This is a genomic window from Rhizobium sp. Root149 (assembly GCF_001427345.1).
GTDB classification, from domain to species: Bacteria; Pseudomonadota; Alphaproteobacteria; order Rhizobiales; family Rhizobiaceae; genus Neorhizobium; species Neorhizobium rhizoryzae.
The window spans coordinates 780,530-795,056 of sequence record NZ_LMGD01000012.1; the positions used below are offsets into that span (position 1 = coordinate 780,530).

Consider the following 14,527-nt stretch of genomic DNA (forward strand, 5'->3'; position numbering starts at 1 on the left):
TTTCCCCAAGTTTTCATTCTTGAACGTCAAACGAGGTCCCAATTTAAGATGATTTTTTGTGCTTTTGCATATTTTTTAAACTCGCTTAAATGCGACTTTCGTGTGCACTTTCGGACTAACCCTCTCTCACCAGCTTCCCCTTGCATTGTGCATCGTGAAACCATAGCCTGCAATCAAGCAGGAGGAGGGTTCTAGATCCGGAACCAAAAATTCTTTGCCGCTCCATGCGGTTGGCACGCTACGTGCATCTAGTTGGGCAAACGGGCATCACCCGTTTTCGAGGGAGAAGCGGAGAGTTATTTTCTCATGAAAAAGATTGAAGCGATCATCAAGCCTTTCAAACTGGACGAAGTCAAAGAAGCGCTTCAAGAGGTCGGGCTGCAGGGCATTACAGTAACGGAAGCGAAGGGTTTCGGTCGCCAGAAGGGGCATACCGAGCTTTATCGCGGCGCTGAGTATGTTGTTGACTTCCTTCCGAAGGTTAAGGTGGAAGTGGTGCTGGCTGATGAAAACGTGGATGCGGTGATCGATGCGATCCGCAACGCGGCTCAAACTGGACGCATTGGCGATGGCAAGATCTTCGTCTCCAACGTTGAAGAAGTTGTTCGCATCCGCACCGGCGAAACCGGTGTAGACGCAATCTGACAAACCCGGCCGACTAGAGCCGGGCAAACGACTAACATATTGATTAATGGGAGATTCCATGACGACCGCAAGCGACATCATGAAGCAGATCAAGGAGAATGACGTCAAGTTCGTGGACCTGCGCTTTACCGACCCCAAGGGTAAGCTGCATCACGTCACGATGGACGTCGTAGCCGTCGACGAGGACATGTTCGCCGATGGCGTCATGTTCGATGGTTCCTCCATTGGCGGCTGGAAAGCAATCAACGAATCCGACATGGTACTGATGCCCGATCCGGCAACAGTACACATGGACCCCTTCTTCGCCCAGTCCACCATGGTCGTGATCTGCGACATTCTGGATCCGGTTTCCGGCGAAGCCTATAACCGCGACCCACGCGGCACAGCCAAGAAGGCCGAGGCATACCTCAAGGCGTCTGGCATCGGCGACACGGTTTTCGTCGGACCTGAACCGGAATTCTTCATCTTCGATGATGTGAAGTACAAGGCTGATCCATACAATACGGGCTTCAAGCTCGATTCCTCGGAACTGCCATCTAACGACGACACAGATTACGAGACCGGCAACCTTGGCCATCGCCCGCGCGTCAAGGGCGGCTACTTCCCGGTTCCGCCGGTCGACAGCCTTCAGGACATGCGCTCCGAAATGCTGACGGTTCTCGCCGAAATGGGCGTCGTCGTTGAAAAGCATCATCACGAAGTGGCCGCTGCGCAGCATGAGCTTGGCGTGAAGTTCGATACGCTGGTTCGGAATGCCGACAAGATGCAGATCTACAAGTATGTCGTGCATCAGGTCGCCAATGCTTATGGCAAGACCGCTACCTTCATGCCAAAGCCAATCTATGGCGATAACGGTTCGGGCATGCACGTTCACCAGTCGATCTGGAAAGACGGCAAGCCGACCTTTGCTGGCGACGAGTATGCCGGTCTTTCCGAGAGCTGCCTGTACTACATCGGTGGCATCATCAAGCATGCCAAGGCAATCAACGCCTTCACCAACCCGACGACCAACTCCTACAAGCGTCTGGTTCCAGGCTATGAGGCGCCGGTCTTGCTGGCCTACTCGGCTCGCAACCGCTCTGCTTCCTGCCGTATTCCATTCGGAACAGGCCCCAAGTCCAAGCGCGTAGAAGTTCGTTTCCCGGATCCGGCTCAGAACCCGTATCTCGGCTTCGCTGCAATGTTGATGGCCGGCCTCGACGGTATCAAGAACAAGATCCATCCTGGCAAGGCCATGGACAAGGATCTGTATGACCTGCCGCCGAAGGAGTTGAAGAAGATCCCAACGGTTTGCGGTTCGTTGCGTGAAGCGCTCGAAAGCCTGGACAAGGATCGCAAGTTCCTGACTGCCGGCGGCGTGTTCGATGACGACCAGATCGACGCTTACATCGAACTGAAGATGCAGGAAGTCATGCGTTTCGAAATGACGCCGCATCCGGTCGAGTTTGACATGTACTACTCTGCATAATGATTATGGAGGGTCGCTGCCCGCAGCGACCCTTTCCCTCTCCGAGCGCTTGCATTCTTGGTCACTTAAATCGGTTGGGCAGCGCCAGACAGTCAGTTCCCGGCGCATTCGATGACTCCAACATCTACGACACGACCTCCCGCGACCTCCGATTGGGTCCTTTTTCTCCTTGCTCCGGTTTTCTTTTCCAGCAACATCATTTTCGGGCGCGGAATTCTGGGGGAAATCGGTCCGTTCATTACCGCGTTCATCCGCTGGTTCGGCGCGGCTCTGCTGATCCTTCCTTTTGTATGGCATGACCGATCGGCGGGCATTGCGTTTGTGCGCAGGCATACCGGTTATTGGTTGATGCTTGGCATTCTCGGCATGGGCATCTGCGGTGGCGTTGTTTACTGGGCGCTCACAGCGACATCCGCATCGAATGCCACATTGATCTACACGACGTCATCACTCTTCATCATCCTGTTCCAATGGCTGTTTCAGAGCCGAAAGCTGATGGCGCGAGAGATACTTGGCATGATCATAGCCTTCGCCGGAGTCGCCGCTATCGTACTTCACGGCGATCTCGGAGCCCTGCTCCGTCTCACGTTCAATGTCGGCGATTTTGGAATTCTGGTCGCAGCGATTGCCTTTGCACTCTATTCACTGCTGCTTCGGAAACCCGCGGCTACCGAAGTCGGCCCATTATCCTTGTTCTTCCTGCTCGCTCTGTCGGGTGCGGCTTGCCTGTTCCCACTCGCGATCATTGACTATCTATCGGGCGGGCTGTTGCCCCACACCAGGATCGCGTGGCTGAAGCTTGCTGGCATCATCGCTTTCGCGTCGTTGGCCGCATTCTATTGCTTCCAGCATGCCGTGCGCGTCTTCGGAGCCGCAAAAGCGGGTATCACGCTTTATCTGATGCCTCCGATATCCATCATCATGGCCGTGCTTTTCCTGGGCGAAGAATTCCACACCTATCACGCCATTGGAATGGTTCTTGTCACCGGAGGCGTCGTTCTTGCGACACTGCCTCAGCGACGGCCTCATGCCTCCGGGACACGTTGAAGAAAGATTCAGGTCTTGATGTCAGATTTATGAATTCCCACATCTACTGGGAAAGGAAGTCTGAACCATGAAACAACGCAGCGCAAAGTTTACGATCGGGGAAGTCGTCCGTCACAAGGTCTTTCCGTTCCGGGGAGTTGTGTTCGACGTGGATCCCGAATTCGCGAATACCGAAGAGTGGTGGAATGCGATCCCGGCTGAAATTCGTCCGCACAAGGATCAGCCATTCTACCATTTGCTGGCAGAAAACGACGAGACAGCCTATGTGGCCTACGTCTCGGAGCAAAATCTTGTCCACGACGACAGCGGCGTTCCCTTGAAGAATCCGCAGGTCGAGCAGGTATTCGAGGTCGCGCCGACCGGTCAATTCAAGCCCAAGGCCATGATGGCGCACTGATACGCACAGCGTAGAATCAAAAAGGGGATGCCGGATGGCATCCCCTTTTTCGGATAAACTTGTATGGACCGGCCTTACTGGCCGGTCTTGGCAGCGTTCTGGGCGTCCTCAAGCTTCTTACGCGCTTCTTCTGCCTTCTTCTGCATGCTTTCCTGCAGATTGCGCTGGCTCTCTGCCAGTTGCGACTGCGAGATCGGCGCACCATCGAATGCACCGGTAAAGCCGCTCAGTGCGACCTTGATCGGATTCGGAGCGCGACGGAAATTGATGGACGTAAATACGACTTCGCTGCCCTTCTTCAGGCTCGCGATCATGGCGTCGGTCAGAACCACTTCAGCCGTGCAACGGTCCGGGATGCAGAGTACGTAATCGAGCTTCTGGCCCTTGCCGCCATCGATCTGCATCACGACGCCAGGCTGAATGAGGCGAGCGGACGGAACGGAGACCTGAAGGATCTTGCGGTTGACCTTGCCTTCGACGGTGATGAGGCCGACTGCCGTGATCAGCTGACCGTTCTGCGAGAGAAGAACGTTCTGGACGGCGCAGACATCGCTGTCGTCCTGCTTGTCGCAGGTCTTGAACCAGCCAAGTGGCGGAGCGCCAGCCGGTGCGGCACCATCTTGCGCCAGTGCTGCTACTGGCGCTGCGCCGAATGAAAGTGCGAGGGCGGACATGGCAGTCCGCAGAACCTTGTTTGCCTTAAGCATCATACCGAGATCCGTCTCCTGAAAGCGGTTGTGAGAAGCAGCTGTGCCGCTTCATGCCGGGTGCGGTGTCGCTCCACTGTCGTTCAAATGAGGCATTTGAATGACCCACCCGATTTGCACCCCTGTTACATCGCGTGGCGGCGGATATCCAGCATTAGTTTTGCGAAACTACACGGCATATTGATCTTTTAGGTCCGCCGATTGAAGTCATTGCGAGCTATAGGCTAGGCTCGCAGCGAATCGACTTTGACAGGACGTAAGACCATGCGCCGTTTGACCACGCTTTCCTTTATTTTGCTTGCCTTGGCAGGGGCCGCCCGTGCGGAACCTGTCCATGGCATTGCAATGCACGGAAATCCTGCGCTACCAGCCGACTTCAAGAATTTCCCATACGTCAATCCATCTGTCAAAAAGGGCGGCAAGATCGCTTATGGCGTCGTCGGCACGTACGATAGTCTCAATCCGTTCAATCTGAAGAGCATCCGTACAACCGCGCGGGGGATGTGGGACAACATCTTCGGCAACCTTGTTTACGAGAGCCTGATGGTTCGTTCGTCCGATGAGCCTTTCACGCTCTATGGGTTGCTGGCGGAAAGCGTCGAATGGGATGAGGCGCGGACCTATATCCAGTTCAATCTGAATCCGAAGGCGAAATGGTCCGATGGGCAGCCGGTCACGCCGGAAGACGTCATTTTCAGCATGGAGGTCCTGCGGGACAAGGGCCGCACGCCTTTCAATGCCCGCCTCAAGCCCGTCGAGAAAATGGAAAAAATTGGCGAGCGAAGCGTGCGCTTCACGTTCAACAAGCTGGCGGACAGGGAGTTTCCGCTTATCCTCGCCTCTGGCACTCCCATCCTGCCAAAGCACATCATAAACGCTGCAACGTTTGATCAATCCTCGTTGACGATTCCGACGGGTTCCGGTCCCTACAAGGTGAAGACAGTCAATCCCGGCCAGAAGATCGTGTATGAAAGAGATCCGAATTACTGGGGCAAGGACATCCCTTCCAAGGTCGGGTTCGACAATTACGATGAGTTGTCGGTCGAATATTTCCTTCAGGAAAACACCCTGTTCGAGGCATTCAAGAAGGGTGCAATCGACGTCTACCTGGAAGGCAATCCGACTCACTGGTCACGTGCCTACGACTTTCCGGCAGTGAGCAGCGGCGATGTCATCAAGGACGTATTCAAGCCGAATGTTCCCTCCGGCATGCTCGGCTTCGTCTTCAATCTTCGGCGCCCTGCCTTCCAGAACGAGCATGTTCGAAAGGCTCTGGCGACGGCATTTGATTTCGAATGGGCCAATCGCAACCTGTTTGACGGCGCTTATACGCGTACGCAGAGCTATTGGCAGAATTCCAGCCTGTCCTCCCTGGGAAAACCAGCGGATCAGAAAGAACTGGCGCTGCTCGGCGACGCAGTGAAGAAGATCCCGAAGAACATCCTTGATGGCAAGACCGAGTTTCCTGCAACGGATGGCTCCGGTGGCGACCGGAAGGTGCTGCGTGATGTGGTAGAAACCCTGAAGAAGGGCGGCTACACCATCAAGGGTGGCAAGATGGTGAATGAGTCCGGCGTGCCAATGGCCTTCGAGATCATGACCCAGAATCAGGACCAGGAAAAAGTCGCCATTTCCTTCCAGAGAACGCTGAAGATGATCGGGGTCGATCTGTCGATCCGCACGGTCGATGATGCGCAGTATCAGAGTCGTTCCGGCAACTTTGATTACGACATCATCATGAAATCCTACCCCTCCTCGCTTTCGCCCGGCATCGAGCAGATTGGCCGGTGGGGAAGTGATTCCAAGGACCGCCAAGGCAGTTTCAACTTTGCCGGTTTGGCCGATCCAGATGTCGACCGCATCATCCAGGCCATGCTGAACGCTCGCTCCCGCGAAGATTTTGAAACTGCGGTACGGGCTTACGACCGCTTGCTGCTTGCCGGCAATTATCTTGTGCCGCTCTATCACATTCCGGAACAATGGGTTGCGCGCTGGAAGTACATAGAGCATAGCGACAAACTTCCGCTTTATGGCTACCAGCTTCCTACCTGGTGGGATGTGCGGGCGCAGAAGTAAGTAACGAACGAACCAACTGACGGATGGCCCTGATGGAACAGCTGACCATTGACCTTGTATCCGATGTGGTTTGCCCATGGTGCTATCTTGGCAAGGCGCGTCTCGAACTCGCGATTGCTGAAGTGCAAGATCAGGTGCAGATCGACATCAACTGGCGACCCTACCGCCTGAATCCTGACTACCCCGCCGAGGGCGTTGACCAGAAGGCCGCGCTTGAGAAAAAGCTGGGCGGTGCGGAAGCCGTCAAGCGCGCTCACGATATGCTGACAGAACTCGGCCGTGACGTTGGAATCAACTTCAATTTCGAAGCGATCAAAGTCGGCCCCAACACATTGAATGCGCATCGCTTGATCCATTGGGCCTCAATGGAGGGTCGCGATGTGCAGGACCGTGTCGTGACGGCTCTGTTCAAGGCGAACTTCGAGGAAGGCCGCAATATCGGCGATACACATGTTCTGCTGGACATCGCTGTTCAGTCCGGCCTCCAGCATGATGTTGTTGCAGCATTGCTCGATTCGGATGCCGACATCGACACTGTTCTTGGCGAGATCGAGGCCGCGCAGAAGATGGGCGTCAACGGGGTTCCCTTCTTCATCATCGAGCAGCAATACGCGGTGAGTGGGGCTCAAACGCCGGATGTGCTGGCCAACGCATTCGTGGACATTGCGAAAGCAAAAGCAGAAGCCCGCGCGAACTTGAATTGACGCCTTTGTAAGAGAAGCCTAATCCGGCACGACAACACCTGCCGGAATCGCTCCCTTGTCCAGTCAAGATACGACCCTCAAAGGCATTTTCATCGCCTTTCTCTGCTTTGCAGCCTACTCCTTCAGCGATGCTGCCGTGAAACTCGTCGAAGGACGCGTTCCGGCCTTTCAGGCAGGCTTCATTGGAACGGTGGTTGGCTTTGCGGCGGTCCCGTTCCTGCTGAAAAAGGGCGACCGATGGAGCGACATGGTGCGCACCACCAACCGCCCGCTCTGGCTGCTGCGCTTTGTCTGCGCCACGATCGGTACTGTCGGCAGTATCATCGCCTTCACCGAACTCTCCATGGCGGAAGCATTCTGTCTGATCTTCCTCCTGCCGTCGTTCGCGACGATCATGTCGGTCATTTTCTTGAAGGAGCGGGTGGGAGCAAAGCGCTGGGCAGCCGTGATTATCGGCTTTATCGGCGTACTCGTCGTCTTGCGACCCGGATTTCGAGAACTGTCTTTCGGTCACCTGACGGCACTCGCTTCAGGCTTCACCGGTGCCGTCTCCGTCATCATCTACCGCAAGCTGGGTCCAAGCGAGAAAAACATCTCGATGTACGGCGCCGGAATTCTCGGCAGTCTCATCATCTGCGCGGTGCTGATGCTGCCGACCCTGATGATGCCAACGGCTTGGGACTTTGTTCTGCTGACAGCCTTCGGACTGCTGGCGGCTGTTGGTACCGTGCTTCTGATGATTGCATCCTACTACGCGCCGGCGGCGATCGTGACCCCGATCCAGTACAGCCAGATGCTATGGGCAATCCTGCTCGGCTACTTTGTGTTTGGCGATTCGGTTGACCGCTGGATGGCGGTGGGTATCGCCCTCATCGTCGGTTCCGGGCTTTTGACGCTCATTCGTGAACGCAAGCGAGGTACCAGCCTGCCGCCGCCGGTCGCAGGACAAAGCGAGGCGGCTCTGGCGGTCAAGCCGGACAACCCGGCCTGACCGCTTTACGCATTCATGCCTGCTTTGCCAGATCCGCGAGTTGAACCATGATCTGTGCTGCCGTGCTGAGGCGCTTTTCCGGTGTCGGTAGATCGCGGTTCAGGAACACGCTGTGATCCGGCCGGATCTTCGCCATGCTGCCCTGTTTCGCGATATAGCCCACCAGTCCAGCCGGATTGGGGAATTGCTTGTCGCGGAACTGCAGGACGACGCCCTTCGGACCAGCTTCCAGCTTTTCGACATTGGCCGTACGGCAGAGCGACTTGATGAAGACGACCTTCAGCAGGTTCTGCACCTCGACTGGCATGGGCCCGAAACGGTCCACCATCTCGGCGCCGAAGCCATCGATTTCCTTCAACTCGGTCAACTCACCAAGACGACGATAAAGACCCATGCGCAGGTGTAGATCCGGCACATAGTTTTCCGGGATCATGACCGTGATGCCGACAGAGATCTGTGGCGACCAACCTGTGTCCAGAATCTCGTCTTCGCCCTTCACCTCGGCCACCGCTTCTTCCAGCATCTGCTGGTAAAGCTCGAAGCCGACTTCCTTGATGTGACCAGACTGCTCTTCGCCCAGAAGATTTCCTGCACCGCGAATATCGAGGTCGTGGCTGGCCAGTTGGAAGCCCGCGCCCAGCGTATCGAGCGACTGCAGAACCTTGAGGCGGCGCTCTGCGGTGGTCGTCAACTGCTTGTTGACCGGCAATGTGAACAGCGCAAAGGCGCGAACCTTCGAACGGCCAACACGTCCACGCAACTGATAGAGCTGCGCCAGACCGAACATATCGGCGCGGTGAACGATCAGCGTATTGGCCGTCGGAACGTCCAGGCCGGATTCGACGATGGTGGTGGACAGAAGCACATCATATTTGCCGTCGTAGAACGCGTTCATGATGTCTTCCAACTCGCCCGCTGGCATCTGCCCATGAGCAATCGCCACCTTCAATTCAGGCACATCCGATTGCAGGAAGGCCTGAATATCCGGCAAGTCGGCCAGACGCGGGCAGACATAGAAACTTTGTCCACCGCGATAATGCTCGCGCATCAGAGTTTCGCGGATGACCAAAGGATCAAACGGCGAGATGAAGGTGCGAACCGCCATGCGATCCACCGGCGGTGTGGTGATCAGCGAGAGCTCGCGAACGCCGGTCATGGCCAGTTGCAGTGTGCGCGGGATTGGCGTCGCGGACAGCGTCAGAACGTGAACGTCGCTCTTCAGCTCCTTCAGCTTTTCCTTGTGCTTGACGCCGAAATGCTGCTCCTCGTCGATGATGAGCAGACCGAGATTGGCGAACTTGATGCCGGTGCCGAGCAGCGCATGGGTGCCGACGACGATATCGACCTTGCCCTCGGACAGATCCTTCTTCGTCTGGTTCATCTCCTTTGTGGTCACGAGGCGCGATGCCTGTTCCACCCGGATTGGCAGGCCGCGGAAGCGCTCGCGGAACGTCTTGAAATGCTGCCGGGCGAGCAAGGTGGTCGGCACGACGACGGCCACCTGCGCGCCATTCATGGCGGCGAAGAATGCAGCACGGAGCGCCACTTCCGTCTTGCCGAAGCCGACGTCACCACAGACGAGGCGATCCATCGGGCGACCGGCGGCCAGATCCTCCCGCACGGAATCGATGGCATTCGCCTGATCTTCCGTCTCATCATAGGGGAAGCGTGCGGCGAATTCGTCGTACAGCCCTTCAGGCGTTTCCAAGACCGGTGCTCGGCGCGTGATGCGCGTGGCTGCGAGCTTGATCAGCGCATCGGCCATGTCCAGCAGGCGCTTCTTGAGCTTGGCCTTGCGAGCCTGCCAGGCACCACCGCCCAGTTTATCGAGCTGGGCTTCCGCAGCGTCAGATCCATAACGCGACAGGAGGTCGATATTTTCGACCGGGAGGAAGAGCTTGGCCTGATCGGCATAGTGAAGCTCAAGGCAGGCACGGGGCGCGCCCGCGGCCTCAATCGTGATGAGGCCGACAAAGCGCCCGATGCCGTGTTCGGCATGAACGACCAGAGAGCCTTCATCGAGGCCTGCGACTTCCGAGATGAAGTCCGCGCCACGCTTGCGGCGCTTGGAACGGCGAACCATACGGTCGCCCAAAATATCCTGCTCGCCGATGATGACGAGATCGCCGGTTTCAAAGCCTGCTTCGAGACTGAGGACGGCGGAAGCCGCCTCGCCCTTGTCCAGCCTGCGGAGATCGGCAAGTTTCTCGATCTGCTTGATGCGCTTCAGGCCATGCTCGTCCAGCACCTGGAGAAGCCGATCCAGCGAACCGGCGGACCAACCGGTGATCAGTACTTTCGAGCCCTCGGCGCGCTTGTCGGCAATGTGCTTCACGATGAGATCGAACACGTTTGTCCGTTCGTCACGCGACTGCTGCTCGGCTTCTGCCTGCGCCTTCGCCCACCGCGGACCGGCATGGGCATCGACCGTCACGATCTTGCGGCTCTCGCCCTCGTGCTCATTGAACGGCGTCAGGCGAATGGCGTGGACGGCATCCAGCAGCGCGCCGAAGCCTTTGCCCTCCAGATAAAGCTGGCCGGGCGACAGAGGCTTGTAAGGAGCCGACTGTGCGGCGCCGCCCTTGCCGCCGGTGCCGGACGACTGGCGCGCCTCATAATAATCCAGAATGAGCTTTGAACGCTCCAGCGCAGCTTCACGCGCCGTATGGTCGGTGACGATACGGAAACCGGAAAGATAATCGAATGCTGTTTCCAGCTTCTCATAAAACAGGGGAAGCCAATGCTCCATGCCCGCATAGCGGCGGCCTTCAGACACCGCCTGATAAAGCGCATCGTCACGCGTTGCCGCGCCGAATGTGGAGAGATATGACTTGCGGAAACGGCTGATGGTTTCCGGCGTCAGCGTCACCTCGCTCATCGGGTTCAGATCGAGCGCGCGGGCCTGACCTGTCGTTCGCTGGCTGGCCGGGTCGAAGGTGCGAATGGTTTCCAATGTGTCGCCGAAGAAGTCCAGTCGAACCGGCTCCTCGCTTCCGGGAACGAAGACATCGAGGATGCCGCCGCGAACGGCAAACTCGCCGACTTCGCGCACGGTCGGCACACGGTCGAAGCCGTTTCGCTCCAACCGGGCCGCGATGTCATCCATGCGGATCGTATTGCCGGGCTTGGCCGAGAAGGCGAGGCTTTCAATCACGTCGGCTGGCGCAATTTTCTGCATCATCGCATTGACGGTCACCAGCACGATTGCCGGATGCGGTTTGCGCGCGTGGGCAATCAGGCCAGAGAGAGCGGCGAGACGTCTTGCCGAGGTATCAGCGCTCGGCGAAACACGGTCATAAGGCAGGCAGTCCCAGGCGGGTAGCGTCAGCACCGGGATGTCTGGCGCAACAAAGCCGAGCATCTGCTCGAGGTCCGCCATCCGGTGGCCGTCCGACATGACATAGGCAACCGGCTGCCCTGCCCGGGCCATTTCCGCCAGCAGGAAAGGCTCCATGCCCGCCTGCACGTTGGCAACAGTGAACCCTGCCGCCGAAGCGGCCAGTTTTTTCGCATCGAAGCCAGAAATCATGAACGCGGACCGTGCTTCTCAGCGAGGGAGGCAATCGTCACGATATCGAAGTCAGGCCGGTATTTGCAAAGTCGCTCGAACATCGGCGTTTGCAGATGCGCAGGTACGGGATCGGCACCGGTGATCCAACGGTTCAGATCCTGATCCTCTTCGGCCATGATCGTCTCGAATTCATCGAGTTCCTGATCCGAAAGAGAGGCGATTTCATTTTCGGCAAATTGTCCGAACACGAGATCCATTTCGCGAATCCCACGGTGCCAGCACCGATAAAGAATGCGACGACGGCGGGGATCGAGATCAGCGCTGCTGCGCGACAGTCCTGTCATGAGCGTGTACCCTGTTTGTACGCGTCATATAGGCCGAAAACTTCTGCTTGTCAGCCTTGCCAAACATGCATTTTCCAGCGCATTTTCCCGGCCATGCGTCCAGCCCTTCTCGATCCGCTCTTTGCGTCCGTCTCAAGCCTGCCCGGCATCGGCCCAAAACTGGCAGAACTGCTTGCCCGCGTCACCAACCGCGAGGATGCGGATGACTGCCGCGTGGTGGATATCCTCTTCCACGCCCCCTCGTCGTTGATTGATCGCAGAAACCGCCCGGGCATTGCGTTGGCACCGGAAGGCGTGATCGTGACTGTGCAGGGCCATGTTGACCGGCATCAGCCGCCTCCACCGGGCAAGAGCAACATGCCGTATCGCGTGTTCCTGCGCGATGAGACCGGCGAATTGGCGCTGACCTTCTTTAAGGTGAAAGGCAACTGGCTCGAAAAAGCCCTCCCCATCGACGAAGAGATCCTCGTCAGCGGCAAGGTGGACTGGTTCAATGGCCGTGCCTCCATGGTGCATCCGGACCTGATGGTGAAGGCATCCGAAGCGGCCGATATGCCCCTGGTAGAGCCGGTCTATCCCATGACGGCCGGTCTGGTTCCGAAAGTCATTCGCAGGGCCGTAGAGGGGTCGCTTGCACGTCTGCCCAACCTGCCGGAATGGATGGATATTCCGCTTCAGCAGAAACAGGGCTTGCCCTCGACCGCGGATGCCTTCCGCCGCCTGCACGATCCTCGGGATGCAGCCGATCTCGACCCTCAGACGCCTGCGCGCCGCCGTCTGGCCTATGATGAATTTCTGGCGGGCCAGGTTTCTCTGGCGCTTGTTCGTCAGCGCATGCGCAAGGCGGCGGGCCGACCGATCAAGGTACAGGGTAGTTTGCGGGAAGCCATTCGCAAGACCCTGCCCTTTTCGCTGACAAACAGCCAGCAGACGGCAATTTCCGAAATTCTGCAGGACATGGAAAAGCCGGAGCGCATGTTGCGGCTGGTGCAGGGCGATGTCGGCGCGGGCAAGACGCTTGTGGCGCTTATGGCCATGGCTGACGTCGTCGAGGCAGGCGGACAGGCTGTGCTGATGGCGCCGACCGAAATTCTTGCCCGGCAACACCATGCTACGATTTCCCGCTTCGGTGCGGCGGTCGGGCTGAAGGTGGAGGTTCTGACTGGACGGGTAAAGGGCAAGGAGCGCGACGAGGTTCTGAGCCGAATTGCCTCCGGGGAGGCGCAGATCATCATCGGCACCCATGCGCTGTTTCAGGACGCCATTATCTATCACGACCTCATGCTGGCAGTGGTGGACGAGCAGCACCGCTTTGGTGTTCACCAGCGTTTGCGGCTAACGGCCAAAGGTGCGAACCCGCATCTGCTCGTCATGACAGCAACACCAATCCCGCGCACGCTGGTACTCGCAGCCTTCGGCGACATGGATGTCTCCAAACTGACGGAGAAGCCAGCGGGCCGTAAGCCAATCCAGACCGTGACGGTGCCGACGGAGCGGACAGACGAGATCGTAGCACGTCTGCGCGCAGCCATTGCCGACGGCAAGAAAGCGTATTGGATCTGCCCTCTCGTTGAGGAATCGGATCTTTCCGAACTGATGTCGGCAGAAGAGCGACACGCGGTTCTTGCAAAGGCACTGGGTCCCAAGGTGGGTCTTGTTCATGGGCGGATGACCGGTCCGGAAAAGGATGCGGTTATGGCGGCCTTCAAGGCCGGGGAACTGCGAATGCTTGTCGCAACGACCGTTGTCGAAGTTGGCGTCGACGTTCCCGATGCAACGATCATGGTCATCGAGCATGCGGAACGGTTCGGCCTTGCGCAACTGCATCAGTTGCGCGGGCGCGTTGGTCGTGGCGACGAGGCTTCAACCTGCATTTTGCTCTACAAGGGACCGCTTAGCGAAACTGGTCGGGCGCGCCTTTCCATTTTGCGAGACAGCGAAGATGGGTTCTTGATCGCGGAGGAGGATCTAAAACTTCGTGGCGAAGGCGAATTGCTGGGAACGCGGCAATCCGGCACACCCGGCTTTCGTATCGCAAGCCTTGAGGCCCATGGCGACCTGCTGGAAATCGCCCGCAAGGATGCGACCTACATCCTGGAACGAGATCCGGAACTGACAAGTGAACGCGGGCAAGCGCTTCGCGTTCTGCTCTACCTGCATCGGCGCGATGAGGCGATCCGATATCTGCGGGCTGGATAGCGGCAATTATCATGGCGTGTTGTTCATAATAAATTCAACCTCAAGAAGTACTTTAAGCCGTCAAACTTGAGGATTGAATTATGTCAAATAGCTTTCAGGTTAATTTTTCCGTTTCCGACTTTCAGGCAGGCGCGTCCTCATTCGAGGTGCCTGTCACCCCAACTTCGGTTATCAGCGCCTATCGGTTACTTGTAGAGAATGTAAGTGGAGGGGTAGCAACGCTGAACATTCAGTTCTGGAAGGGCGACAAAGTCGCAGGACAAGAAACCCTCACTATCGATGCGTCCAATCCACCCGGAAACACTCTCTCCGTCCCATCCGGCGTCGATAAGGCAGTTGGCACTTTCGGAGCAATCAGTTTCCCCATGGGAACCGTGGTTGTTTCCGTCAGCTCCTGAAATCCGTAACTGTTGCGAGAGCAAGAGACAGGACGGGCAA

General features: G+C 57.3%; 12 protein-coding genes. 9 read left to right on the plus strand and 3 right to left on the minus strand.

The genetic code is table 11. The annotated features are described in order from the left end of the window. Positions 1-306 precede the first annotated feature (306 nt). From ASD54_RS10610 to hspQ, 4 genes are all read left to right on the plus strand, one after another. A complete protein-coding gene (locus ASD54_RS10610) occupies positions 307-645 on the plus strand; it encodes a P-II family nitrogen regulator (RefSeq protein ID WP_062554525.1) in 339 nt (112 codons plus the stop codon). A 58-nt stretch (positions 646-703) separates the two neighbouring features. Beyond that, the gene (gene glnA / locus ASD54_RS10615) at positions 704-2,113 is read left to right on the plus strand and encodes a type I glutamate--ammonia ligase (RefSeq protein WP_062554526.1); all 1,410 of its coding nucleotides are present in this window, start codon (positions 704-706) and stop codon (positions 2,111-2,113) included. Between the two features lie 111 nt (positions 2,114-2,224). Then, positions 2,225-3,160 carry a DMT family transporter gene (locus tag ASD54_RS10620; protein ID WP_062554527.1) on the plus strand — a complete coding sequence of 312 codons (936 nt, stop codon included), beginning with the start codon at positions 2,225-2,227 and terminating at the stop codon, positions 3,158-3,160. A gap of 67 nt (positions 3,161-3,227) precedes the next feature. Further along, the gene (gene hspQ / locus ASD54_RS10625; RefSeq protein ID WP_062554528.1) at positions 3,228-3,557 is read left to right on the plus strand and encodes a heat shock protein HspQ; all 330 of its coding nucleotides are present in this window, start codon (positions 3,228-3,230) and stop codon (positions 3,555-3,557) included. Between the two features lie 74 nt (positions 3,558-3,631). Here the strand turns inward: hspQ and ASD54_RS10630 are convergent, their stop codons facing one another. Beyond that, positions 3,632-4,267 (minus strand): invasion associated locus B family protein, encoded by a 636-nt coding sequence (locus ASD54_RS10630; protein ID WP_062554529.1) that lies wholly within the window; start codon positions 4,265-4,267, stop codon positions 3,632-3,634. A gap of 261 nt (positions 4,268-4,528) precedes the next feature. Here ASD54_RS10630 and ASD54_RS10635 point away from each other — a divergent pair, with 261 nt between their 5' ends. From ASD54_RS10635 to ASD54_RS10645, 3 genes are read left to right on the plus strand one after another with little or no spacing between them, the layout of a single operon-like run. After that, a complete protein-coding gene (locus tag ASD54_RS10635) occupies positions 4,529-6,340 on the plus strand; it encodes an extracellular solute-binding protein (protein WP_062554530.1) in 1,812 nt (603 codons plus the stop codon). 32 nt (positions 6,341-6,372) lie between these two features. Beyond that, positions 6,373-7,044 (plus strand): DsbA family oxidoreductase, encoded by a 672-nt coding sequence (locus ASD54_RS10640; RefSeq protein ID WP_062554807.1) that lies wholly within the window; start codon positions 6,373-6,375, stop codon positions 7,042-7,044. A gap of 55 nt (positions 7,045-7,099) precedes the next feature. Further along, on the plus strand, positions 7,100-8,035 hold the full coding sequence (locus tag ASD54_RS10645) for a DMT family transporter (RefSeq protein ID WP_062554531.1): 936 nt from the start codon (positions 7,100-7,102) through the stop codon (positions 8,033-8,035). A gap of 13 nt (positions 8,036-8,048) precedes the next feature. On the opposite strand, the gene mfd is transcribed toward ASD54_RS10645, so the two are convergent. Continuing rightward, entirely contained in the window at positions 8,049-11,564 is a 3,516-nt protein-coding gene (gene mfd, locus ASD54_RS10650) for a transcription-repair coupling factor (RefSeq protein ID WP_062554532.1), read from the minus strand. Beyond that, a complete protein-coding gene (locus tag ASD54_RS10655) occupies positions 11,561-11,890 on the minus strand; it encodes a succinate dehydrogenase assembly factor 2 (protein ID WP_062554533.1) in 330 nt (109 codons plus the stop codon). The genes mfd and ASD54_RS10655 overlap by 4 nt, the downstream gene beginning before the upstream one ends. Positions 11,891-11,983: 93 nt before the next feature. Between ASD54_RS10655 and recG the strand changes: the two genes are divergently transcribed. After that, positions 11,984-14,089, plus strand: coding sequence for an ATP-dependent DNA helicase RecG (gene recG / locus ASD54_RS10660; protein WP_062554534.1), 2,106 nt, complete (start codon positions 11,984-11,986; stop codon positions 14,087-14,089). 80 nt (positions 14,090-14,169) lie between these two features. Then, positions 14,170-14,487 carry a hypothetical protein gene (locus ASD54_RS10665; RefSeq protein WP_062554535.1) on the plus strand — a complete coding sequence of 106 codons (318 nt, stop codon included), beginning with the start codon at positions 14,170-14,172 and terminating at the stop codon, positions 14,485-14,487. Positions 14,488-14,527: the final 40 nt, after the last annotated feature.

Excerpts from the sequence above, each read along its gene's own strand:
- ASD54_RS10630 (WP_062554529.1), bottom strand. The coding sequence starts at position 4,267 with ATGATGCTTAAGGCAAACAAGGTTCTGCGGACTGCCATGTCCGCCCTC.
- glnA (WP_062554526.1), top strand. The coding sequence starts at position 704 with ATGACGACCGCAAGCGACATCATGAAGCAGATCAAGGAGAATGACGTC.
- recG (WP_062554534.1), top strand. The coding sequence starts at position 11,984 with ATGCGTCCAGCCCTTCTCGATCCGCTCTTTGCGTCCGTCTCAAGCCTG.
- ASD54_RS10655 (WP_062554533.1), bottom strand. The coding sequence starts at position 11,890 with ATGACAGGACTGTCGCGCAGCAGCGCTGATCTCGATCCCCGCCGTCGT.
- ASD54_RS10610 (WP_062554525.1), top strand. The coding sequence starts at position 307 with ATGAAAAAGATTGAAGCGATCATCAAGCCTTTCAAACTGGACGAAGTC.
- ASD54_RS10640 (WP_062554807.1), top strand. The coding sequence starts at position 6,373 with ATGGAACAGCTGACCATTGACCTTGTATCCGATGTGGTTTGCCCATGG.
- ASD54_RS10635 (WP_062554530.1), top strand. The coding sequence starts at position 4,529 with ATGCGCCGTTTGACCACGCTTTCCTTTATTTTGCTTGCCTTGGCAGGG.
- hspQ (WP_062554528.1), top strand. The coding sequence starts at position 3,228 with ATGAAACAACGCAGCGCAAAGTTTACGATCGGGGAAGTCGTCCGTCAC.
- ASD54_RS10620 (WP_062554527.1), top strand. The coding sequence starts at position 2,225 with ATGACTCCAACATCTACGACACGACCTCCCGCGACCTCCGATTGGGTC.
- ASD54_RS10665 (WP_062554535.1), top strand. The coding sequence starts at position 14,170 with ATGTCAAATAGCTTTCAGGTTAATTTTTCCGTTTCCGACTTTCAGGCA.
- mfd (WP_062554532.1), bottom strand. The coding sequence starts at position 11,564 with ATGATTTCTGGCTTCGATGCGAAAAAACTGGCCGCTTCGGCGGCAGGG.